This is a genomic window from Rhizomicrobium sp., from assembly GCA_037200985.1.
In the GTDB taxonomy this organism is placed as follows: domain Bacteria; phylum Pseudomonadota; class Alphaproteobacteria; order Micropepsales; family Micropepsaceae; genus Rhizomicrobium.
On sequence record JBBCGJ010000001.1, the window covers coordinates 296,477 to 318,821 of the forward strand.

Annotated in this window: 21 protein-coding genes and 1 riboswitch; of the genes, 8 read left to right on the top strand and 13 right to left on the bottom strand. The window is 66.8% G+C overall.

The genetic code is table 11. From position 1 onward, the window contains the following. Window positions 1-8: 8 nt before the first annotated feature. From WDN01_01445 to WDN01_01465, 5 genes are all read right to left on the bottom strand, one after another. Window positions 9-1,072 (bottom strand): IS630 family transposase gene (locus WDN01_01445; GenBank protein ID MEJ0024664.1). Its coding sequence is split into 2 segments (ribosomal slippage): window positions 9-592 and window positions 592-1,072, totalling 1,065 coding nucleotides; the frame shifts between segments, so codons are not numbered across the junction. A gap of 415 nt (window positions 1,073-1,487) precedes the next feature. After that, on the bottom strand, window positions 1,488-1,658 hold the full coding sequence (locus WDN01_01450; protein ID MEJ0024665.1) for a hypothetical protein: 171 nt from the start codon (window positions 1,656-1,658) through the stop codon (window positions 1,488-1,490). 197 nt (window positions 1,659-1,855) lie between these two features. Then, window positions 1,856-2,602: a TIGR02281 family clan AA aspartic protease gene (locus tag WDN01_01455; GenBank protein ID MEJ0024666.1), complete on the bottom strand. Its 747-nt coding sequence runs from the start codon at window positions 2,600-2,602 to the stop codon at window positions 1,856-1,858. A 158-nt stretch (window positions 2,603-2,760) separates the two neighbouring features. Next, on the bottom strand, window positions 2,761-4,581 hold the full coding sequence (locus WDN01_01460; GenBank protein MEJ0024667.1) for an acyl-CoA dehydrogenase C-terminal domain-containing protein: 1,821 nt from the start codon (window positions 4,579-4,581) through the stop codon (window positions 2,761-2,763). A gap of 92 nt (window positions 4,582-4,673) precedes the next feature. Beyond that, complete coding sequence (locus WDN01_01465) at window positions 4,674-6,506, bottom strand: aspartyl protease family protein (GenBank protein ID MEJ0024668.1); 1,833 nt, start codon at window positions 6,504-6,506, stop codon at window positions 4,674-4,676. 190 nt (window positions 6,507-6,696) lie between these two features. Here WDN01_01465 and WDN01_01470 point away from each other — a divergent pair, with 190 nt between their 5' ends. The 4 genes from WDN01_01470 (at window position 6,697) to ppk2 (ending at window position 10,274) form a co-directional block, all read left to right on the top strand. Next, window positions 6,697-7,434, top strand: a complete 738-nt coding sequence (locus WDN01_01470; GenBank protein ID MEJ0024669.1) for an ABC transporter substrate-binding protein — start codon at window positions 6,697-6,699, stop codon at window positions 7,432-7,434. A 21-nt stretch (window positions 7,435-7,455) separates the two neighbouring features. Next, window positions 7,456-7,572, top strand: a riboswitch (cobalamin riboswitch). 85 nt (window positions 7,573-7,657) lie between these two features. Further along, window positions 7,658-8,683 (top strand): iron ABC transporter permease, encoded by a 1,026-nt coding sequence (locus tag WDN01_01475; protein MEJ0024670.1) that lies wholly within the window; start codon window positions 7,658-7,660, stop codon window positions 8,681-8,683. Beyond that, the gene (locus WDN01_01480) at window positions 8,680-9,447 is read left to right on the top strand and encodes an ABC transporter ATP-binding protein (GenBank protein MEJ0024671.1); all 768 of its coding nucleotides are present in this window, start codon (window positions 8,680-8,682) and stop codon (window positions 9,445-9,447) included. Before WDN01_01475 ends, WDN01_01480 begins: the two co-directional genes overlap by 4 nt. Before the next feature lie 53 nt (window positions 9,448-9,500). Continuing rightward, the gene (gene ppk2 / locus WDN01_01485; GenBank protein MEJ0024672.1) at window positions 9,501-10,274 is read left to right on the top strand and encodes a polyphosphate kinase 2; all 774 of its coding nucleotides are present in this window, start codon (window positions 9,501-9,503) and stop codon (window positions 10,272-10,274) included. Window positions 10,275-10,319: 45 nt separating this feature from the next. On the opposite strand, the gene WDN01_01490 is transcribed toward ppk2, so the two are convergent. The 6 genes from WDN01_01490 to WDN01_01515 form a co-directional block, all read right to left on the bottom strand. After that, complete coding sequence (locus WDN01_01490) at window positions 10,320-10,532, bottom strand: hypothetical protein (protein MEJ0024673.1); 213 nt, start codon at window positions 10,530-10,532, stop codon at window positions 10,320-10,322. A gap of 619 nt (window positions 10,533-11,151) precedes the next feature. Next, window positions 11,152-11,922, bottom strand: coding sequence for a sulfate ABC transporter ATP-binding protein (cysA, locus tag WDN01_01495; GenBank protein MEJ0024674.1), 771 nt, complete (start codon window positions 11,920-11,922; stop codon window positions 11,152-11,154). 11 nt (window positions 11,923-11,933) lie between these two features. Then, on the bottom strand, window positions 11,934-12,791 hold the full coding sequence (gene cysW, locus WDN01_01500) for a sulfate ABC transporter permease subunit CysW (protein MEJ0024675.1): 858 nt from the start codon (window positions 12,789-12,791) through the stop codon (window positions 11,934-11,936). Next, window positions 12,788-13,639 carry a sulfate ABC transporter permease subunit CysT gene (gene cysT, locus WDN01_01505; GenBank protein MEJ0024676.1) on the bottom strand — a complete coding sequence of 284 codons (852 nt, stop codon included), beginning with the start codon at window positions 13,637-13,639 and terminating at the stop codon, window positions 12,788-12,790. The genes cysW and cysT overlap by 4 nt, the downstream gene beginning before the upstream one ends. Then, entirely contained in the window at window positions 13,639-14,640 is a 1,002-nt protein-coding gene (locus WDN01_01510) for a sulfate ABC transporter substrate-binding protein (protein MEJ0024677.1), read from the bottom strand. The genes cysT and WDN01_01510 overlap by 1 nt, the downstream gene beginning before the upstream one ends. A gap of 34 nt (window positions 14,641-14,674) precedes the next feature. After that, complete coding sequence (locus WDN01_01515; protein MEJ0024678.1) at window positions 14,675-16,120, bottom strand: porin; 1,446 nt, start codon at window positions 16,118-16,120, stop codon at window positions 14,675-14,677. A 225-nt stretch (window positions 16,121-16,345) separates the two neighbouring features. On the opposite strand from WDN01_01515, the gene WDN01_01520 reads away from it, so the two are divergent. Then, the gene (locus WDN01_01520) at window positions 16,346-16,882 is read left to right on the top strand and encodes an AAA family ATPase (protein MEJ0024679.1); all 537 of its coding nucleotides are present in this window, start codon (window positions 16,346-16,348) and stop codon (window positions 16,880-16,882) included. A gap of 18 nt (window positions 16,883-16,900) precedes the next feature. Here WDN01_01520 and WDN01_01525 read toward each other — a convergent pair whose 3' ends face one another. Then, on the bottom strand, window positions 16,901-17,335 hold the full coding sequence (locus WDN01_01525) for an Rrf2 family transcriptional regulator (GenBank protein MEJ0024680.1): 435 nt from the start codon (window positions 17,333-17,335) through the stop codon (window positions 16,901-16,903). A gap of 130 nt (window positions 17,336-17,465) precedes the next feature. On the opposite strand from WDN01_01525, the gene WDN01_01530 reads away from it, so the two are divergent. The 3 genes from WDN01_01530 to WDN01_01540 all read left to right on the top strand — a co-directional run bounded on the left by WDN01_01530 (window position 17,466) and on the right by WDN01_01540 (window position 21,610). Beyond that, window positions 17,466-17,702: a hypothetical protein gene (locus tag WDN01_01530; protein ID MEJ0024681.1), complete on the top strand. Its 237-nt coding sequence runs from the start codon at window positions 17,466-17,468 to the stop codon at window positions 17,700-17,702. Between the two features lie 122 nt (window positions 17,703-17,824). Further along, window positions 17,825-19,954, top strand: a complete 2,130-nt coding sequence (locus WDN01_01535) for a M3 family metallopeptidase (protein ID MEJ0024682.1) — start codon at window positions 17,825-17,827, stop codon at window positions 19,952-19,954. A 33-nt stretch (window positions 19,955-19,987) separates the two neighbouring features. Continuing rightward, window positions 19,988-21,610, top strand: a complete 1,623-nt coding sequence (locus WDN01_01540; GenBank protein ID MEJ0024683.1) for a hypothetical protein — start codon at window positions 19,988-19,990, stop codon at window positions 21,608-21,610. A gap of 7 nt (window positions 21,611-21,617) precedes the next feature. Here the strand turns inward: WDN01_01540 and WDN01_01545 are convergent, their stop codons facing one another. Then, window positions 21,618-22,280 (bottom strand): TetR/AcrR family transcriptional regulator, encoded by a 663-nt coding sequence (locus WDN01_01545; protein ID MEJ0024684.1) that lies wholly within the window; start codon window positions 22,278-22,280, stop codon window positions 21,618-21,620. Window positions 22,281-22,345 lie beyond the last annotated feature (65 nt).

Genomic DNA, 22,345 nt, shown 5'->3' on the forward strand with positions numbered 1-22,345 from the left:
CAACGGCCTCAGTGGTTGACACATTTGGCCCATGATCTTTGGGTTATCGAGGCGATATTGTCTGGGTTTCTGAGGAAGCTTCGCCAAGCGTCGCAACAAGCATCGAGGATGGCGTCGTAGTCTTTGAAGACGCGGTTTGCGAGATGGTTCTGGCGCAGGAACTGCCAGACATTCTCGACCGGGTTGAGTTCGGGGGCGTATGCCGGCAACGTCAGCAGCGAGATGTTGGACGGCAGGTGGGTGATGGCTTTCTCGTGATAGCCAGCGCCGTCCATGACCAGGACAGCATGGGCGCCTGGCCTGACGGCCCGGCTGATCTCCTTGAGGTGCGCCGTCATCGCCCTGGTATTGGCGCAAGGAAGAACCAGACCGGCGGCACAGGCGCGCTCGGGACAGACCGCGCCGAAGAGGTAGGCCCACTTGTAGCGCTGATCGCGCGGCGCGGTGGGGCGTGTCCCGCGCCGCGCCCACATTCTGGTCAAGCTTCCCTTCTGGCCGATCCGGGCTTCATCCTGGAACCAGATCTCGACCGGCTTGGTTTTGGCGGCATCCGGCAAGGCGCGATCGACAAGCTGCGCGAAGTTTTTTTGAACGCCTCTTGGGCATCGGCGTCTGCTTTGGGATGGCGCGGGCGAACCGACATATGGCTGAAGTTGAGACGATCCAGCACCTTGCCCACGGTGCGCTCGTGAAGCGCAACGCCAAAGCGCGCGGCGATCACGTCGCGAAGATCGACGCGGCGCCAGCGCACCATACCGTCGTTCGCAAGATCGGGACCTTGCTCCACAATCTGGACAAGTTCAGCCTCCTGCTGCTCCGTCAGCCGGGGCGTTGGGCCTGGAGCCTTGCGGTCGACAAGACCATCGATGCCTGACGCATTATAGCGATGCACCCAGTCGCGCAGCGTCTGGCGATCCATGCCGCACGCCGTTGCCGCGTCCGTGCGAGACGTGCCTTCCAGCACCAGTGCCAGCGCCAGCAACCGGCGAGCCTGATCGGCGTGCCGCGTCTTGGCCGCCTCCCGCCGCAAATCCGAAGCACTGTGTTCCGAACGCAAAATCTTGATCGCCATCGCCGATCCCCTTCGCGAATCACCTCGCAAAGCGAATCACAGACAGCGGCCGCGTTGAATCCTCACGAGTCAGAAACTAAGGCCGTTGGTATCACACATATCCTCGACGAGCTGCGGAACCAGATGTGCGGCCGGCGGCTGATGCTTGCTTCCGGATATCGCTATCGATCCCGGCCGCCAATTTCCCGCAAAAGCATCGAGTCCTTCGATTGCCAGTCGATTCAATTCAAGAACTATCGAGGGGCGAAGACGAAAGGACGGTCGTTTTCCGCCGCCCAGTACTCGATCATCTCGATGACGCGCGCCGCTTGAACGAGAGCGTTTGCTGCTTCGCGTTCGGCGCGTTGCTGTTCCGAAAGGATTACATTCGGCGCCTCCGCCTTACTGTGGCGAACGCGACCGGTCTCGTCTCCCGTCATTTGTCGTGCTTGAGCTTTTCAGCTTCCTGCTCGACCATTTCCTTTGTGATCAGCGGATTTTCAAACGCGGCATTGCCGTAAGCAAAACTCTTGCGTTGCGCTTCGGTCTCGCTCGGGGTCATCTTGATGTTCCGCGCGAGCTCAATCAGGCGATCCAGCTCGGCCATGACATATCCTCGAAAAGGGTCGTTGCATCTATCGACTCGAGTGTAACAAATCCTGAACGTCGCGGAAGATTAATTTTTTCGCCGGCTTGACCGGAGTGCAACTTCGTTTCCGCTATCCGGCATGCGGTTCAGCGGCATGGGTCATGCGGGAACATTTCCACTCCGCCACAACGATGGGGTTTGTCGTCTTCTGTGGTCTATCGCCACCGCAAATACAACTTGTGCCCGCGAAACTCGAAGGACTGCATCCTTCGCAGGAAGGCCATGCCGAGCAGCGAGCCGTCCATCGGGGCTTGATTGACCGAGACCCGCAGGTTCTCGAAATGGATCGGGCCGAGCGTGAGGCTCGTCACCGTCGCGTCCGCGGTGTGGCCGATGCCGTTCGCGGTGCCGGTGTCGTGGATGTAGCTGAGCGCGCTCGGGTCGATGCCGGCGCGGCGGGCGTCTTCGGGCGACAGCACGATGTCGCTCGCGCCGGTGTCGATGGCGAAGCGGACGCGCACGCCGTTCACCGCGCCGGTGGCGCGGTAGTCGCCGGCCTCGGTCTCGGTCAGCACCACGGTATGCGCGTTGGCGGCGACCGGCTCGGTCGGGAGGAATTCGGCGCTCACGCGGTCGCGCACGGACATGAACGCGTCGCGGTAGCTGTAGCCGAGCACCAGGACGGCGGCGACGCCGAGCCAGATGGCGATGTTGCGGACGATCTCGCGGGCGCGGAAGCGGCGGCCGAGCAGGATGGCGCTGCTCGCGAGCGCGAGAACGCCAACCAGGCGCAAGAGCCAGGCGGCGTCCATGTCCGACAGCGAGACTTCCGGGAAGAGATGGAACAGCGCCCAGATGCCGACGCTGCACGCGATCAGGAAGCCGAGCCAGACATAGACCCGCGCCGGATGCGGCGGCGGACGCGGATTGCGCTCGCGCGCCCAGGGATCGTCATGGGGCATCAGAATAATGCCGCGTTGCTTCGCGGCATTCCCCGATTGGTATTCGCGCGAAGGCGGGCGTCCGGTCTCGCGGCCAAGACTGGCTGCCCGCCTTCGCGGGCATGACAATTCTCTTTACAATTCTCTTGCAGTTGGCGACGAGCCACGACGTCCGGCGCCTACTCGAACGCCATCACCGTTTCGCTGCCGGCCTGGATGCGTTCCAGCAGCATCGGGCATTCGGGGATCAGGCGCTCCATCCAGTATTTCGCGCAAACGATCTTGCCCTTGTAGAACGCCGCGTCGCCCTGGCCGGCCGCGAGCCTGGCGTTCGCCACCTTCGCCATGCGGCCCCACATCCAGCCCGTGACCACGATGCCCATCATGCGCAGATAATCGTAGGCGCCGGCACCGGCATTGTTCGGGTTGGCAAGGCCGTTCTGCGCCAGCCACAGCGTGGCGTTCTGCAGGTTCTCCAGCCCGCGCTTGACGCCCTTCACATAGGGCGCCATCGCCTCGTCCTTGGCGTTCTCCTTCAGCCAGGCGTCGATCTGGCCGAACAACGCGAAGGGCGCGGCACCGCCTTTGCGGCCGAGCTTGCGGCCCACCAGGTCCATCGCCTGCACGCCGTTGGCGCCCTCATAGGTCTGGTTGATGCGGCCGTCGCGCACGAACTGCTCCACGCCGTTGTCGCGGATATAGCCGTGGCCGCCATAGCACTGCATGGCGAGATTCGCCGCCTCGAACCCCATGTCGGTGCAGAACGCCTTGAGCACCGGCGTCATCAGGTCGGCGAGCAGGCCGGCGGCTTCCGCCTCCGGCCGCGCCGAGCGCGCGACGCCCATGTTCACCGTCGTCCACATCGCCAGCGCGCGGGCGCCTTCGACGAAGGCCTTGGCATGCAGCAGCATGCGCTTGACGTCGGGATGCACGATCTCCAGGTCGGCGGACTTGTCGGGCTCCTTCGGGCCGGTCAGGGCATGGCCGACGCGCCGCTCATGGGCATAGGCGTAGCCGTTCTGATAGGCGACGTCGCCGATGGCGATGCCCTGGATGCCGACGCCGAGGCGGGCGGCGTTCATCATGCCGAACATGCCCGCCATGCCGGCGGAGGAATGGCGTTTTTCGCCGGGCTTCGGCGGCGTCGGCTTGGGCCCGAGGCGCCAGGCCGTCGCCTCGTCGAAATTGAGCACGCAGGTCGCCTGCGCCTTGATGCCCATCTTTTTTTCGATGCCGCCGGTCGTCACGCCGTTGCGCGCGCCCACTGTGCCGTCCTCGCCGACGATGAATTTGGGCACCATGAAGAAGTTCACGGTCGACAGGTCGTCGTGGATCTGGCCGTTCTCGTCGGGGATCTTGGCGATGACCATGTGGATGATGTTGTCCGTCAGGTCGTGGTCGCCGCCGGAGATGAAGATCTTGGTGCCGGTGAGCTTGTAGGTGCCGTCGGGCTGCTCCACCGCTTTGGTTTTCATCAGGCGCAGATCGGTGCCGCAGCCGGGCTCGGTCAGGCACATCGTGCCGCTCCATTCGCCGCTGATCATCTTGGCGGCGATGTGCTCGCGCATCCAGGGCAGGCCGAGGCCGGCCAGCGCGCCATAGGCCGCCATGGTGAGGCCCGGATACATCGCGAAGGACTGGTTGGCCGCCATCGCCATCTCGCCGACCGCCATGGTCATGGTGATCGGCAGGCCGGCGCCGCCGAGATCGGCCGGCGCGCCGAGGGCGCCCCAGCCGGCCTCGGAATAGGCCTTGTAGGCTTCCTTGAAGCCCTTGGGCGTGCGCACCACGCCGTTCTCGAAATGCGCGCCCTCTTCGTCGCCGGACTGGTTGATCGGCTGAAGGACCTCCTCGCAGAACTTGCCGGCGTTGACGAGGATGTCCTCGACGAGGTCTGGCGTCAGCTCGGCATAGCCCGGCAGGTCGCGCTGCTTGTCGATCTCCAGAAGCTCGTTGAGGACGAAACGGTAATCGTCGAGCGGCGCGCGATAGATCGGCATGGAAGGCTCCAGAGCGAATAGCGGAATAGCGGGTAGCGAGCAGGGATAGTAAGCCAGCGGCCCCCTACTCGCCACTCCCTATTCGCCATTCGCTAGATCTGGTCGCGCAGCGTCACCGTGACCGTCTTGCCGCCGGCGAGCGTCAGCACGACCGGCGTGCCGGGCTTTTCGTTGCGCAGGCGCTGGCGGACGTCGGGCAGCAGACCGGGCTCGACCGGCTTGCCGTCGATGGCGGCGATGACGTCGCCGACCTTCAGCCCGGCGGTGTCGGCGGGGCCGCCCTTGGTGAGGTCGATCACCTTGTAGCCGCCGGTGTCGATGTTGAACCAGGCGCCGAAGCGGTCATAGGTGTCGAGATCGGCGATCGGGCCCGCGGCCGGCTTCAGGTACATCGTGTTGTTGGCGTAGTCGAAGGTGACGACGAAGCGCTTCAGGATGCCGCCGCCGATATTGCCGGCGATGGAGGGATCGGCGAAGGCGCCCGCCTTGTCGGTGCCCATGCCGACGACCGGATTGTCGACCTCGATGGACGGTCCGATCTTGAGCACGCCGCCGCGCAGGACGCGGCTGCGCGAGGGGCCGCCGACGCCCCAGCCATCGACCGCCTCGACCGTCTTGGTCGCGCCGTCGCCGATATGGTTGGCGGCGACGAAGGGCGCGTCGAGCGTCAGCGCGCTGCGCGCGCCGGTGTCGATCTGGAACTTGCCCGGGACGCCGCCATAGCTGCCGTCGACGATGACCGCGTTGCCGTTGAAGGCGATGCGGAGCGGGGTGCCGGCGATCTTGGGATCGAAGAATTTCGGATCGGTCAGCGTGATCGTCTTCGCGCCGTAGTCGACCGTCGTGACGAAGCGACGGAAGACCTCATAGCCGATCATGCCGGGCATGTGCGTGCCGTCGGCGGGATACATCGCGTCGAGATCGAAGGCGATGAAGAGCTGGTTGTCGACGGTGGCGCCGCCGATGTCGACCTTGTCGACATGGGTGAAGCTCATGTCCACCGTGCTCTCGCCGGCGCCGCGGCCTTCCGTGTGGCCTTCGATCTTCAGGCCTAGCGTCTTGGCCAGTTCCGGCGTGACGATGTTCACGCCGCCGGTGTCGAAGATGAATTCGTAGGGCCCGGTGCCGTTGATCTTCACCTTGGCGTGGATGTGGTTGGCGATGAGATCGAAGGGCAGCGTCACCGAATGGGCGCCGCCGGCGATGGCGAAGTCCGCCGCGGCGGATTTCGGCGGCGTATAGAGCGTGGGATCGGACTTGGCGAGGAACTCGACCTTGGTCAGCGTCAGGTGCTGGTCGTATTTGGCGTCGCCGGTGCTGGTGACGGTGTCGACCGGCTGCTGCACGCCGTCGAAGGCGCGGTAGTTCGAGAAGGTCGAGATGTTCGTCACGCCGCCCTGCACCTCGTCGATGCGATGCAGCAGGTGGGACTTCGCGTCGAACCAGGCGTCGAACGGCTTGCCGCCCTTAGGGGTCACCGTCAGCACGTCATAGACCGTGCCGTTCTCGGTCTTCTGCGGATCCTCGACGATGGTGGCGCCGCCGTGATCGGGCAGCCACCACAGATTGGCGTTGCGGTAGGCGTTGTTGACCGCGAGCGGGACGGCGTCGCCCGCCTCCTGCAGAGTCACGATGCCGGAATTGTCCTTGCTCCAGACATGCGCGCCGTCATAGCCGTTGGCGCCGGTCATCGGCCCGACCGCGAAGTGCTGCTCGAAGCGCCCGTCGGTCAGGTCGCTTGTGCCGTTGGCGGTGCCGGTGAGGCCATTGCCGGCATAGTCGAATTGCATCACAACGGCCGCCTTGCCCCGCGCGGCGTCGGCGCCGGTGGCGGCGCGGTTGGCGGCGAGGATTTCGTCCGGCGTGGCGGCCAGGGCGGTGGTGCAGGTGAGCACGAGGGTGAGCGCGGCGAGAGCGGATCGCATGGATTTATCCCGTATTGGCACGCGGCAGATAGGCGCTGCGGCGCGGCTCCGCAAGGGAGCCGGCTTCACGATGGCGTGCCGGATCGCGTCGGCCGCGCTAGTATTTTTCTGCACTAGCGGAAGTGTTGCAGCGGCGCCGCAGCGTGTCGTTTCGACCAACCTGTGCGCGGACGAATATGTCTTCCGCCTTGTGGATCGCAGACATATTGCTGCGCTGTCCTTCGAGGCGGGCGACCGCCATCCGGTGGTCTCGACCATCGCGGACAAGGTCGGCGGGATTCCCCAGATCCGCCCGTCCGCCGAGACGGTGCTGAACTACCGCCCCGACCTGGTGGTGCTGTTCGCCGGGACCCTGCCGAGGCTTCGGGCTGCGCTGGACGACCTGCATGTGCCGGTGCTGGAAGTGCCCTATGACGATTCGCTGGCGGCGATCCGGCGGACGACGCGCCGGCTGGGCGAGGCGCTCGGTGCGCAGGACAGGGCGGCGGCGCTGCTGGCGCATATGGACGGCGAGTTGGCGCGGGCGCGCCGGACGGCGCCCAGGCCGTCCGTCCGTACACTGATCTATGAGCCGAACGGCTATGCCACGTCGGGACCGGTGACGGAGGAATTGATGGCGATCGCCGGCCTCGCCGACGCGGCGCCGGGCTATGCGCCGACGCGCAGCGGGCGCATCCCGGTGGAGGAGGTGATCGCGGCGGCGCCGGAGCTGCTGATCTACAGCGGCCAGCGCGACGTCGCGGACGCGCGGGCCAATCTGGTGCTGCACCATCCGGCGCTGGCGGCACTGGACGGGCGCACCTATGCGGCGTGGGATCCGCTGGTGCCGCTGCTCTGCGCCGGGCCGTGGTCGGCCGACGCGGCGCCGGTCTTCGCGGCGCTGGGGCGCAAGGCGCGCGCGCTTGCGCGGCAGGGCCGCCGCCCCTAAAACCGACCCGACGCAACGGACAAGGGAACGCGGCCAGAGCCGCGGCTGCCCCCGCAACTGTGAGCGGCGCATACGCGCATCCTTCGTGCCACTGGGAAACCGGGAAGGCGGGTGCGCCAGCCGCGAGCCAGGAGACCTGACCGGGGCGTGTCGTCCGACGGGCGCCGGGGTTGGCGCACGGCATGCGAAGACCGCAAGCGGCGACTCGAAGGAGTGCGGCCGCGTGGACGGATCGGTTTTGGCGGTGACGGGCGTCGGAAGGGCGGCGCGTGCGCGCGCCACGACCTTCGTGCTGTTCGCGATCCTCGCCCTGGCCTTCGTCCTGTCGCTGCTGCTGGGGCCCTCGGACTTCACAGCCGGCGACATCGTCAGGGGCCTGTTCGACGGACAGGGCGCGGCGGGCATCGTCGCGCGCGAGCTGCGGCTGCCGCGCGCGGGGCTGGCCATCGCCGTCGGCGCGGCGCTGGGCGCGAGCGGGGCTGCGCTCCAGGGCCTGTTCCGCAATCCGCTGGCCGAGCCCGGCGTCACCGGCGTGACGTCCTGCGCCGGGCTCGGCGCGGTGGTGGCGATCTATTTCGGGCTCACCGTCGCGCATGCCTTGCTGCTGCCGCTGTTCGCGATCGGCGGCGCGCTGGTGTCGGCCGGCATCCTCTATCTGCTGTCGCGGCGGGGGGCTGGCGCGACAGCGCTGGTGCTGGCGGGCGTGGCGGTCGCGAGCCTGGCGACGGCGCTGACGGCGCTGGCGCTGTCCTTCGCGCGCAATCCCTATGCGATGAGCGACATGGTGTTCTGGATGATGGGATCGCTCAAGGACGCCAAGCCGGCCGATCTGTATTTCGCCGCGCCGCTGACCCTGATCGGCATTCTGCTGCTGCTGAGCGCCGCGCGCGGGCTGGACGCGCTGACGCTGGGCGAGGAGGCGGCGCGGAGCCTGGGCGTCGACGTCGGATCGGTGCGCGGACGCGTCGTGATCGGCGTGGCGCTGGCGACCGGGGCGGCGACGGCGGCGGCGGGCGCGGTCAGCTTCGTCGGCATGGTGGTGCCGCATGTGCTTAGGCGGTTTTACGGCTACGAGCCGTCGCGGCTGATCCTGCCCTCGGCGCTGGGCGGCGCCGTGCTGGTGACGGTGGCGGACGTCGCGATAAGGCTGGTCGCGCCGGACGGCCAGCTCCTGCTCGGCGTCGTCACCGCGATGCTGGGCGCGCCGTTCTTCTTCTGGCTGATCCTCCGCCTACGGAGGGAAGCGTGAGCGCGGCGGTCGTTTACGAAGCGGTGTCGGCGACCTATGGCGCGCGCCGCGTGCTCGACGGGGTGAGCGCCGGCTTCGCGCGCGGCGCCGTCACCGGGATCGTGGGGCCGAACGGCGCCGGCAAGACGACGCTCCTGCGCGTGGCGCTCGGGCTGATGAAGCCTAGCGGCGGGCGCGTGCGCGTCCTGGACCGGCCGCTCGAGGACTGGTCGCGCGGCGCGCTGGCGCGCACGCTGGCCTATCTGCCGCAGCAGTCCGATGCGCATTGGCCGGTGCTGGCGCGGGAGCTGGTGCGGCTCGGGCGCCTGCCGCATCGCGCGCCCTTCGCGCCGGTCTCGGACGCGGACGATCGCGCCATCGATGCCGCGCTGGAGCGCTGCGACGCGCGCGGCTTCGCAGGGCGCCGGATGGACGAATTGTCGGCGGGCGAGCGCGCCCGGGTGCTCTTCGCGCGGGCGCTGGCGACGCAGGCGCCGGTGCTTCTGGCCGACGAGCCGGCGGCCTATCTGGATCCCGCGCATCAATTGAGGCTGATGGGCCTGCTGCGCGAGGAGGCGGCGCGGGGCAGCGCGGTGGCGGTGACGCTGCACGATCTTTCGCTCGCCTCGCGCCATTGCGATGCGATCGTGGTGCTCAGCGGCGGCCGGGCGGCGGCGCAGGGCGCGCCGGAGGCGGCCTTGTCCGACGCGACGCTGGCGGAAGTCTTCGGCATCGCCGCGGAGCGGGGCGCGAAAGGCGCGGTCGGCGCCATCCGGCTCCTGTGACTTGCCCCGGCGGGGCTTCGCTCGTCTAATCCGCGAGCCGGAAGGGAACGCCCATGACCAAGCCGAAGATCGACAAGCGCGACTACAGCCGCGAGCTTCGCGAGCTGCAGATCGAGCTCGTCAAGCTGCAGCGGCACCTCTTGAAGGAGAATGCCCGCGTGCTCGTCATCGTCGAGGGACGCGACGGCGCCGGCAAGGACGGCACGATCAAGCGGCTGGTCGAGCATATGAGCCCGCGCGACACCCGCGTGCACGCGCCGGGCAAGCCCTCCGACCGCGAGGAGACGCAGTGGTATTTCCAGCGCTTCGTGCCCTTCCTGCCGAGCGCGGACGAGTTCGTGGTCTTCAACCGCTCCTGGTACAACCGCGCCGGCGTGGAGCGCGTGATGGGCTTCGCGAGCGGGGAACAGGCCGAGGAATTCCTCGAAGGCGTCGTGCCGTTCGAGAAGATGCTGGTGCGCGACGGCATCGCGCTGCGCAAATACTATCTCGACATCTCCAAAAAGGAGCAGAAGAAGCGGCTGGAGGCGCGGCTCGACAATCCGCTCAAGCAATGGAAGTCCTCGCCGATCGACGCGCAGGCGACGCGGAAATGGCACGCCTATTCGAAGGCGCGCGACGTGATGCTGGCGCGCACCAGCCACGCCAACGCGCCGTGGCGGATCGTGCGCAGCGACACGAAGAAGATCGCGCGGCTGGCCTTCCTGCGCGACCTGTTGGGATCGTTCGACTATCCCCACAAGGACAAGGCGCTCGCGCGGGCCGATCCGGAGGTGCTGTTCGTCTGGTCCGCGGACGCCAAGAACGACGGGAAGATCGCCAAATGAAAACGGCCGGCGCCAGGCGCCGGCCGCTGCCAGGTTCTGGCGGTCTTAGTGGCCCGCGTTCGGGTCGGGCGTGGTCGTCGACCCCTGGTCGCCCTTGTTGTCGGTCGGAGCCGGAGCAGGGGTGCTCGGCGCCGGCGCGGTGGTGGTGTCGGTCGAGGGCGGCGGCGGCGTCGAGGTGCTGGAATCGTCCGCGAAGGCGGGCGCGACAACCGCCATTGCTCCGGCGAACGCGACGGAGGCCATAGTCATACGAAACATGCGCATGGGATATTCCTTGTTGATGGTTGCAAGACCAGGCGCTCCGCCGCCGATTGTGCACGCGACGGCGGCCGAGACAAATTTTTTTTAACCGCGCCGTCAGGAAAATGCCGCTGACAGTACTTACTTATCGTTCCGTGCACGGATGAGCGGAACAATTCGTTCGCGAAATTTCGCGAACGTGCATTCTCAAGAAACTTGGCGACGAATGGACGGCAGGATGTTTACGGGCCGCCGACGGCGGACATCCGCCGCGCACCGCGCGGCCGCCGAATCGGCGAGCGCTGCGCCGGAGCGATGACGGCGGCGACTGGGTCTCGGACCGGACGTTCACAATACTCGATGTCATCCGCCGCGAATGCGGCGGACCCAGGTGACATCTTGTGGATCAAGCGTCACCTGGTTGGCGGGCATGCGCGGGCCATGACAACCCTTTTTGAATCCTGCGAACTTCCGGTCAGGTCGCCAGGGCCTTTCGGTCGGGCGACCCAATTTGGCCGCGAGAAAGACGGGTTGCCCGGACAAGCCGGGCCATGACGACGCTTATGTGGGTTGCGTCAGGTCGAACGATTCCGGGGCCACATTCGGCGACGGCGCGGGCCGCGCCGAAATGGTCCGTCTACGGATGATGCAGCGCCACGACGTTTGCCGTCCGCGGCGGCCGGCTGCGGGAGGCTTCGAGGAATTCCGCCACGAAGGGCGTCGCCGGCTTGGCACGCAGCACGGCCGGAGTGGCGACCTGCTCGATCCGGCCTTCGTTCATCACCGCCACGGAATCGCCGAGCTCGAGCGCCTCGTCCTGGTCGTGGGTGACGAACACGGTGGTCAGTCCCAGCCGCTCGTGCAGGCCGCGCAGCCAGCCGCGCAACTCCTTGCGCACCTTGGCGTCGAGCGCGCCGAACGGCTCGTCGAGCAGCAGCATGCGCGGCTCGATGGCAAGAGCGCGGGCGAGCGCGACGCGCTGGCGCTGGCCGCCGGAGAGCTGGCTCGGATAGCGCTTGCCGAGGCCTTCAAGCTGGACGAGCGAGAGCAGCTCCTCGACCCGGCGCCTGATCTCGGCGCGGGAGGGGCGGCTGCGGCGCGGCCGCACGTCGAGGCCGAAGGCGACGTTCTTGGCCACCGTCATGTGCTTGAAGAGCGCGTATTGCTGGAAGACGAAGCCGGCGCGCCGCTCGCGCGCGGGCAGGGTCAACCAGTCCAGCCCGGCGAAGGCGACATGGCCGAGATCGGCATGCTCGAGGCCGCCGAGGATGCGCAGCAGGGTCGTCTTGCCCGAACCCGAGGGGCCGAGCAGGGCGAGGAAGGTGCCGTCCGGCACCTCCAGGCTGACGCCGCGCAGCGCCTGGAAGTCGCCGAAGCGCTTCTGTATTTTTTCGATCACAAGCGACATTCGGAACTCCGTCAATGACGATGCGTCGCGGCGATCTCGTCCGCGTAGCGCCATTCCAGAAAGGATTTGAGCGTCAGCGTCACGAGCGCGAGCAGCGCGAGAAGGGCGGCGACCGCGAAGGCCGCAGCGTAGTGATAGTCGTTATACAGCGCCTCGATCTGCAGCGGCATGGTATCGGTCAGGCCGCGGATATGCCCGGAGACGACCGAGACGGCGCCGAACTCGCCCATGGCGCGCGCGTTGCACAGAAGCACGCCGTAAAGCAGGCCCCATTTGATGTTGGGCAGGGTCACGCGCCACAGCGTCGCGAAGCCGCCGGCGCCGAGCGAGACGGCGGCCTCCTCCTCGTCGCGGCCCTGGTCGGTCATCAGCGGGATGAGTTCGCGGGCGACGAAGGGGAAGGTGACGAAGATGGTCGCCAGCACGATGCCGGGCAGGGCGAAGATGATCTTGATGTCGTGCCCGGCCAGCCAGGGGCCGAGCCAGCCCTGGAGCCCGAAGATAAGGACATAGACGAGGCCGGAAACCACCGGCGAGACCGAGAAGGGCAGGTCGATCAGCGTCAGGAGGAAACCCTTGCCGGTGAAGTCGAACTTCGCGATCGCCCAGGACGCGGCGATGCCGAAGACCGCGTTCAGCGGCACCGCGATCGCGGCCGCGACCAGCGTCAGGCGGATGGCGGCATGGGTTTCGGGATCGGCGATAGCTTCGCGCGCCGCCTTCCAGCCTTCGCCCAGCGCGCCGTCGAACACGGTGACGAGCGGCAAAACGAGGAAAAGGCCGATGAAGCCGAGCGCGAGCAGCGTCAGCGTCCAGCGCATCAGGGGATGGTCTTCCGTCGGACCGCGGGTATGGACCGATGCGCTCATCGCCGCGACGCCGTCCAGGCCTGCAGGAGGTTGAGCGCGAGGAGCATCGCGAAGGACGCCGCCAGCATGATCACGCCGATGGCGGCGGCGCCGGCATAGTCGTTCTCGTTCAGCTTGATGACGATGAGGAGCGGCGCGATCTCCGAGATGCCGGGCAGGTTGCCGGCGATGAAGATCACCGAGCCGTATTCGCCGACCGCGCGGGCGAAGGCCATCGCGGTGCCGGTCAGCAAGGCCGGGGTGAGGGCCGGCAGGACGACGCGGCGGATCGCCTGGAAGCGCGTGGCGCCGAGCGTGGCGGCGGCTTCCTCCGCGTCGCGGCCGAGCTCGGCCAGGATCGGCTGCAGCGTGCGCACCACGAAGGGCAGGCCGATGAAGGTGAGCGCCAGCACGACGCCGGCGGGGGTGTAGGCGATCTTGATGCCGGCCGCCTCAAGGGGGGCGCCGAGCCAGCCATTGCGCGCGTACAGGGCGGAGAGCGCGATGCCGGCGACGGCGGTCGGCAGGGCGAAGGGAAGGTCGACCACCGCGTCGACGATCCGCTTGCCGGGGAAGCGGTAGCGGACCAGGACCCAGGCGACGACCAGGCCGAACACGGTGTTGATCGCCGCCGCGATGGCCGCGCCGCCGAAGGACAGTTTCAGCGCGTGCAGGACCCGGTAGTCGCTCAGGAGCTCGGCGAAGCCCGCCCAGCCGATCTGCCAGGGCCGGATGACGAGCGCCGCAAGCGGCACCAGAACGACGACCGACAGGTAGAAAAGCGTAAATCCGAGCGACAACCCGAAACCGGGTAGTGCGCTCGGATTACGCCATCGCCGAACCGGGAGGGAGGCGGCGATGCTGCTCATCACTGACCGGGCTTGTAGATCTGGTCGAACACGCCCTTGTCGGCGAAGTAGGTCGACTGCGCCTTCTGCCAGTCGCCGAACGTGTCCGAGAAATCGTAGAGCGTGATCTTCGGGAAGTCGGCGGCGTGCGCCGCCAGCACGCCGGCGTCGCGGGGACGATAGAAGTTCGCCGCTTCGATCTCCTGGCCCGGCTTGGTGTAGAGGAAGTTCAGATAGGCGGTCGCGACGTCGCGGGTGTGGTGCTTGTCGACATTGCTGTCGACCAGCGCCACCGGCGGCTCGGCCTGGATCGAGACCGGCGGATAGACGATCTGGAACTGGTCGCCGCCCTCTTCCTTCAGCGCCAGCCGCGCCTCGTTCTCCCAGGAGAGCAGCACGTCGCCGATGCCGCGCTGCGCGAAGGTCGTGGTCGAGCCGCGGGCGCCGGTGTCGAGGACCGGAACGTGCTTGTAGAGCGCGGTGACGAAGGCCTTCGCCTTGTCGGCGTTGCCGCCGGGGGCTTTGAGCGCATAGGCCCAGGCCGCGAGGAACGACCAGCGCGCGCCGCCCGAGGTCTTGGGGTTGGGCGTGATCACCTGGACGCCGGGCTTGATGAGATCGGGCCAGTCCTTGATCTTCCAGGGATTGCCCTTGCGCACCAGGAACACGATGGTCGAGGTGTAGGGCACCGAGGCGTTCGGCAGGCGGCTCGCCCAGTTCTTGGCGGTCAGGCCCTTGGCGGCGATCGCGTCGATATCGTAGCCGAGGGCGAGGGTGACGACGTCGGCCTCCAGACCGTCGGTCACCGCGCGCGACTGCGCGCCGGAGCCGCCATGGCTCTGGTTGATGGTGACGGTGTCGCCATGCTTGGCCTTCCAGTCGGCCGCGAAGGCGGCATTGACCGCCTTGTACAACTCACGGGTGGGGTCGTAGCTGACGTTCAGCAGCGTGATGTCGGCGGCCTGGGCCGTGCTGCTCACAAACAGGGCAGCCGCGGCCAGGGCGGTAAGGAGGCGCTTCATGAGGGGGAACTCCCTTTCCAATGGGGTGAACGATTTAGAGCGACAATTGGGTGCGCAGGGACACGGCATCCAGTTTGGCATCCAGGGAACCGCCGGCATTGTTCAGGCGCGACACCTCCGTGTGCTGGAAGTCGAGCACGAGACGGATGGCGTTATTCGGATACCAATTGAGGCCGACCGTCCAGATGCGCTGGTCGCCGCCGCGGATGCCGCTGGCCGTTTTCGCCGTGCCGGGCGCGCCGGCGTCGTAGTCGAGGTTAAGGTCGCTGTAGCGCGCCGCGACTTCCCAGGCGCCGATGCCGGGCTTGTCGAACCGGAACGCGTCGGTCGGCTTGGGAAGGGTGTAGCTGCCGGTGGCGGGGTTGTAGGCCTTGGACTCGCCGGTCAGGACCCAGCTTGCCTGGATATACCAGCCGTCGAAGGAGGGATCGAGCAGCGGCCCGGTGCGGCGGTCGACCTGATAGTTGAAATAGCCGCCCTGGGCATAAAGGTTGTGCCAGTTGCCGGTTGCCTCCAGGCCCCATTCCAGCAGGTCGCTTGCGTCCAGCGTGCCGGTGTCGACGAGGCGCAAGCCTTCGCTGTCGACGTTCAGTTCGGGGCGCTCGCGCAGACGGAGCGCGGTCGGCGAATTGGGGCCGGCCACGGTGTCGGCGGCCTTGAAGACATAGGTCGAGTCCGCGCCGACGGCGAAGTTCACGTCCGGCGCGAGGATGAAGCGATAGGCGGCGCGGTCGACGATCGCTTCCTGCTGGTCGAACACGGCGGCGTCGCCGACGAGGCCGCCGGTATAGGCGACGGAGACGAAATAGTTGTCGTCATAGGCGAAGATCGCCGCGGCCTTGCGCCCGTCGGAGCCGGCGATGGTGCGGGCCAGGTCGGTCGGCTGCGCCCGCTCGAGGAACAGCAGGTCCGATGCCGAGGTCGTGTCGTCGAAGCTTTCGGGCGGCGGGAAGGCGCCGGCCTTGATGTGCACGGGGCCGAGCCCGTTGTACTGGATGAAGGCCGAGCTGATGGTCGCGGCTTCGATGCCCGAGCCGCCGAAATCGTAGATGAACTGGTACGACCAGTCCTTGAACACGGTGCCTTCGACGCCGATCCGGGCGCGGCGGAAATCGGTGCCGCTGGAGAAATCGGTGCCCGCCGGCACATGGCCCTGGGCGTAATAGGCCGAGTCGAACTGGACCAGCGAGCGGATCGCGAGGGTGAATTCGCCGTCGGGCGTCGCGAAGGTCGGGCGGCCGTTGGAGAATTTGAGCGTCGGCAAGGCGGCGAGCTGGCGATTGCCGTCGTCGTATTGGCTCGACTGGCTGCGCTTCAGGTCGACGAGCTGCGCGTTGACGTTGGCGAGCTCGTCCTCGAGCGCGCGCAGGCGGTCGTCGGTGTTGCTGGCCGGCGCCGCGGCGGCAAAGGCCTGCGGGGCGGCGAGCGTCGCCGCGCCGGCGAGAAGTGCGGCGCCCAGGGCGCGAAGACGGATATTCATGCGGCTGTGTCCCTCCATTGCGGCGCTGCCCGCGCCGTGTCGGCGGAATATTGTTCGTAATATCTACCTAGTCAATAGAGATTATGTAGAATAACCACAGGCGGCGTGGGGAATCGCGGCGGCGACGGGGAATTCGGGTCGTGTCCGGTTCGAGATTTCGCGGCGTACGGAAAGCCGTTGCGCTATCCTGGATGCCGCAAGGCGGCATCCGCCGGGGGCCGGTCGATGGGCATCAGAAACTATCTGATCGAGGGCGTTTCCGGTGCCGGCAAAACCACGGTGGCCGAAGAGCTGCAGCGGCGCGGTTGTCACGTCATCCACGGCGACCGCGAGCTGTCGTATCGCGGCGATCCCGAGACCGGCGAACCACTCGACAGGCACGCCCGGGAGCGGGCGACGGACAGCGTCGCATGGGGACACGAGCACTGGATTTGGGATGTGGACAAAGTCAAATCCTTGGTCGCCGATCGACGCCATGCGGCCACCTTCTTCTGCGGCGGCGCCAGAAATTTCCGGCAGTTCATCGATCTGTTCGACGCGTTTTTCGTTCTCAGCGTCGATCTCGACACGCTGAATCGGCGGCTTGCCGGGAGGCCGGAAGACGAGTTCGGCGGAAAGCCGCGCGAACGGGAGATGATCCGGCGATTGCACGCGACGAAGGAAGACATCCCGCAGCGCGGCGTCGCAATCGACGCCACCCAGCCGATCGAACGCGTCGTGGATGCGATCCTGGAAAAGTGCGGCAGCGGGTCGCCCGCATAAGCGGGGCCGTCCCGGGCGCTACGCCCAGCCGGCCTTGCGGGCGTTGGCGGCGGCCTGGGCCAGGTTGCGGGATTCGAGCACGTCCGCCGTTGCGTCGCGCGCCGCCAGCAGCACCTTGCGGATCGAGCAGGTCGCCTCGTCCACGCAATCCTCGCATTTGTGATAGGCGGTGACCGAGACGCAGGGCGCCAGCGCCAGCGGCCCGTCGATGGTGCGGATGACCTCCGCGAAGCTGATGTCCTTGGGCGCGCGGCCGATGAAATAGCCGCCGGCGCGGCCGCGCTGGCTGCGCACGATGCCGCGCTTTTTGAGATCGACCAGGATCTGTTCGAGGAATTTGCGCGGCACCCGCGCCTCTTCCGCGATCGTGGCGATCTGCATCGGCTGCTCGACGGAGTGCTCGGCCAGGACGATCAGCGCGTGAAGCGCGTAGCGCGCTTTTTGCGACAGCATGGGGTTACCCGCGAATGCCCATTTGGCTTACGGAGTTTGGAGGGATTCCGTCAAGGCCCCGGATCGGCGGCCTTGGGGCGCGGGCGGCCAAGCTGTGTTAGACAGGGGCGGGGACAAGACCGATTTGAGCATGCGCAAGGGCACACTGGCCCGTCTCGAGATTTTCGTCAGCCTCGCCGTGGTCGCGCTGTTGCTGGTTCTGGCGGGATACGGGCTGGTGTCGGCGCTGGCCGACCGGCTCGACCCGAAGGTGCGCGCCTGCGTCGAGCGCAGCCTGCAGACCGCCGCAAACGGCGGACGGCCGGCGGATCGAGGCTATGCCGTCCGGCTCTGCAAGCATCTGGAAGAGATCGGCGCCTTGCCCTGACGGGGGCGGATTTTGCGCAATTGCCGTCTGGCTTTTGGCACCCCCGCCACGGTAACGTGTTTGTGTCCCCCGGGCGCCGCCCCAGGTGCCTATAAGCCTCTCCGACCAAACCGGGAATCATGATGCACCGTCTTGTGAAAATCGCCCTTGCCACCACTGCGCTCGGCGCGGTCCTCGCCGCCTCCAGCGCGGCTCCCGATGCTCCGGCCAATCCGTTCTCCGTGCCCAGCACGCTGCCGCTGCAGGCGCCGCCCTTCGACAAGATCAAGGACACCGATTACGAGCCGGCCTTCATCGAGGGCATGCGCCAGCAGCGCGCCGAGATCGACGCCATCGCGAACGATCCCAAGCCGGCGACCTTCGAGAACACCGTCGTGGCGATGGAGCGGTCGGGCCGGATGCTGGAGCGGGTCGGCATGGCGTTCGGCGCCGTGGTCGGTGCCAATACCAACGACACGCTGGACAAGGTGCAGTCCGCCGTCGCGCCCAAGCTGGCCGAGCACCAGGACGCGATCAGCCTCAATCCCAAGCTGTTCGCGCGCATCAAGGCGCTCTACGACAAGCGCGACACGCTCAAGCTCGATCCGGAATCGCTGCAGCTCCTGAGCGTCTATTACCTGCAATTCGTGCGGGCCGGCGCCAATCTTTCCGACGCCGACAAGAAGACGCTGATGGCGATCAACCAGCGCGATGCGACGCTGGAAACCGATTTCCAGCAGAAGCTGGTCGCCGGCACCAAGGCGGGCGCCCTGGTGGTCGACACCAAGGAGGAACTGGCCGGCCTCAGCGATGCGGAAATCGCCGCCGCCGCGTCGGCCGCGGAAGCCAGGGGCCTCAAGGGAAAATATCTCATCCCGCTGCAGAACACGACGCAGCAGCCGCTCTTGGTGTCGCTGTCCGACCGCGCCGTGCGCGAGAAGCTGTTCAACAATTCCTGGACCCGCACCGAGAAGGGCGACGCCAACGACACGCGCGCCATCATCTCGGAGATCGCGCAGCTGCGCGCGCACAAGGCCAAGCTGCTCGGCTTCGCGACCTATGCCGACTATGTGCTGTACGACCAGATGGCGCACACGCCGCAGGCGGTGCAGGCCTTCCTCGGCCAGCTCGTGCCGGCGACGGCGGCCAAGGCGGCGGACGAGGCCAAGCAGATCCAGGCGGCGATCGACAAGGACGGCCCGCATTTCGACCTCAAGCCCTGGGACTGGGAGCGCTATGCCGAGCAGGTGCGGCGCGAGAAATACGATCTCGACCAGAACGAGCTCAAACCCTATTTCGAGCTGAACAACGTGCTCGAGAACGGCGTGTTCTATGCCGCCACCCAGCTCTACGGCATCACCTTCAAGGAGCGGCACGACATCCCGGTCTACCAGCCGGACGTGCGGGTGTTCGACGTGATCGACAAGGACGGCTCGCAGCTCGGGATGATCTATTTCGACTACTTCAAGCGCGACAACAAGAACGGCGGCGCCTGGATGAGCAATTTCGTCAACCAGTCGCATCTGCAGGGCACCAAGCCGGTGGTCTACAACGTCGCCAACTTCACCAAGCCGGCGCCGGGCCAGCCCGCGCTGATCAGCTTCGACGACGTCACGACGATGTTCCACGAATTCGGCCATGCGCTGCACGGGCTGTTCGCGAACCAGCGCTACGAGACGCTGTCGGGCACCTCGGTGGCGCGCGACTATGTCGAGTTTCCCTCGCAGCTCAACGAGCATTGGGCGCTCTATCCCGACGTGCTGAAGCACTATGCGGTGAACTACAAGACGCATGAGGTCATCCCCCAGGCGCTGGTCGACAAGATCAAGGCGTCGCAGACCTGGGACCAGGGCTATGAGCTCGGCGAATTGCTGGCGGCGTCCGAGTTGGACCTGCAATGGCATGCGCTGCCGGCCGATGCGCCGCGGCAGGACGTCGACACATTCGAGACCCAGGCGCTGGCCGCGACGCACACCGACTTCCCCAACGTGCCGACGCGCTATCGCTCGAGCTATTTCCTGCACATCTGGGGCAACGGCTATGCCGCCGGCTACTACGCCTATCAGTGGACGGTGATGCTGGACGACGACGCCTTCGCCTGGTTCACGGACCATGGCGGGCTGACGCGGGCGAACGGCGACCGCTTCCGCGACCTCATCCTGTCGCGCGGCCATACCGAAGATTATGGCCCGATGTTCCGCCGGTTCTACGGCAAGGATCCCGATATCGGGCCGATGCTCGAGCATCGCGGACTGGTGCCGCCGCCGAAGTGATTTCCCAACCGACCGCAGGAAAGGTGCACAGGCATGACGCGCGAGAATATTGGGCGGTGGGCGACCATCGCGGCGGCCCCTGTGGTGGCCGTGCTGGTGGCGATGGTGGCGTTCGCGGCGGACAAGCCGACGCCGCCGGACCGCACGGACCAGTATTCCGGCAAGTTCTTCAAGGCGGAAGAGTCGGTCACCGAGGGATCGGCGAACGGGGTGCCCTATCAGGCGATTGCCGGCACCATCGTTGTCCATCCCGACGACTGGAACGACGCGGCGCAGAGCGGCGGCGCGAAGAACCCCGATGCGAAGGCCGACGAGTCCTCGCCCGAGGCGTCGATGTTCTTCGTCTACTATGCCAAGCGCGGCGCGGCCGCCGAGCAGCGGCCGATCACCTTCCTCTACAATGGCGGTCCCGGCTCTTCGACGGTGTGGCTGCACATGGGCGCGTTCGGGCCCAAGCGCGTCGTCACCAATGACGACACCCACACCGCCGCGGCGCCCTACAGCCTGATCGACAATGCCTCGACCCTGCTCGACGCCAGCGATCTCGTCTTCATCGACGCGCCGGGCACCGGCTTCAGCCGCATCGCCGGCAAGGACAAGGAAAAGGCGTTCTACGGCGTCGACGTCGACGCCAAGGCCTTCGCCAATTTCATCAAGCAGTTCCTCGCCAAGTACAGCCGGTGGAATTCGCCGAAATACCTGTTCGGCGAGAGCTACGGCACGCCGCGCTCGGCGCTGGTGGCGAACTATCTGGAGTCGAACGACAGCATCGACCTCAACGGCGTGATCCTCCTGTCGCAGATCCTGAACTTCGACCTGTCGGTCGACGGCGCGGAGGCCAATCCGGGCATCGACCTGCCTTACGAGCTGGCGCTGCCGACCTATGCCGCGACGGCGTGGTATCACCACAAGCTGCCGGGCAAGCCGCCCGCCGACCTCGTGCCCTTCGTGCAGTCGGTCGAGCGCTTCGCGATGGGCGAATACGCCTCGGCGCTGTCGACCGGGCTCAGCCTGTCGCCGCAGCGCCGCGCCTATATCGCCAGCAAGCTGCACGACTATACCGGCCTGCCGGTCGCCTACATCCTCAAGGCCAATCTGCGCATCGAGGGCGGCGAGTTCGAGAAGACCCTGCAGGACGACAACGGGCTGACCACCGGGCGGCTCGACACCCGCTTCTCCGGCCCCTCGCTCGATCCCCTGAGCAAGGAGTCGGAATACGATCCGCAATCGGCGGCGATCAGCTCGGCCTATGTCTCGGCGTTCAACGACTATGTGCGGGCGAAGCTGAACTACGGCCTCGGCAGGCGGTTCCTGCCGGGGATCGACGTCTTCAAGTTCTGGGATTTCAAGCACCAGCCGGCGGGCGTTCCCTTCCCGCTGCCCAGCGCGCCCAACGTCATGCCCGACCTCGCCAGCGCGATGAAGCAGAACCCGAACCTGAAGGTGATGGTGAACGGCGGCTATTACGACCTGGCGACGCCCTATTACGAAGGCTGGTACGAGATGCATCACCTGCCGATGCCGACCAATCTGCAGGCGAACATCACCTATCACTACTTCCCGTCGGGCCACATGGTCTACGCGCATGAGGAATCGCTGAAGGCGCTGCACGACGCGGTGGCGGACTTCATCCGGCAGACGGACAATTTGAAATAGGCCCGCCTTAAGGCGCCGGACGCTTCCGGCCGTTCGAGGGCGCGCGCGGCGCCCGCGGCTTGCGCACGCGAGTCCGGGCGCGGCCGCGGCCCGTCCGCAGGAGCGGTTCGCGCGACAGGATCTCGTAGAAGAGCGCGACGCAGATCTCCAGGACGCCGGCCTCGCTGGTGCGGCCGCCCTGCAGCCAGCCCAGCAGGATCTCGCCCTGGCAGCCGAGCCAGGCGCGGCCGAGCAGCAGTTCATGTTCCGTCGGCGGATCGGGCGAGAAATAGCCGAGGACTTCGCGGACGCCGGCCATGCGGACCACCTCGGCTTCCGCCACCAGCTTCGCCGGCGCGCCGCCGCGCAGGAGCAGGACATGCGACCACGGCCATTCGCGCAGATGGTTCATGTGGAATTCGACGAAGCGGCGGAGACGCTGGTCGGGCGTGCCGCGGCGGGTGACCTCGGCGCGGCGGCACCGCATGTCGTCGCGGTCGACGTGAAAGACGTAGAGATAAAAGTCGAGCTTGGACTTGAAGTAGTGGAACAGAAGACCGTGCGCCACGCCGGCCTCGTTCGCGATGTCGTCGATCGCCACCTCGTCATAGGGCTTGGAGGCGAACAGCTTCTTGCCGGCCGCGAAGAGCCGGTCTTTCGTCGGATTGCCGTCGGCGGACCTGCGTTTCATCGGTGGAGAAACATCGCGATAGACGGCATTGGTCAAGATGCTGTGGAAATCGACGATGTCGTAAC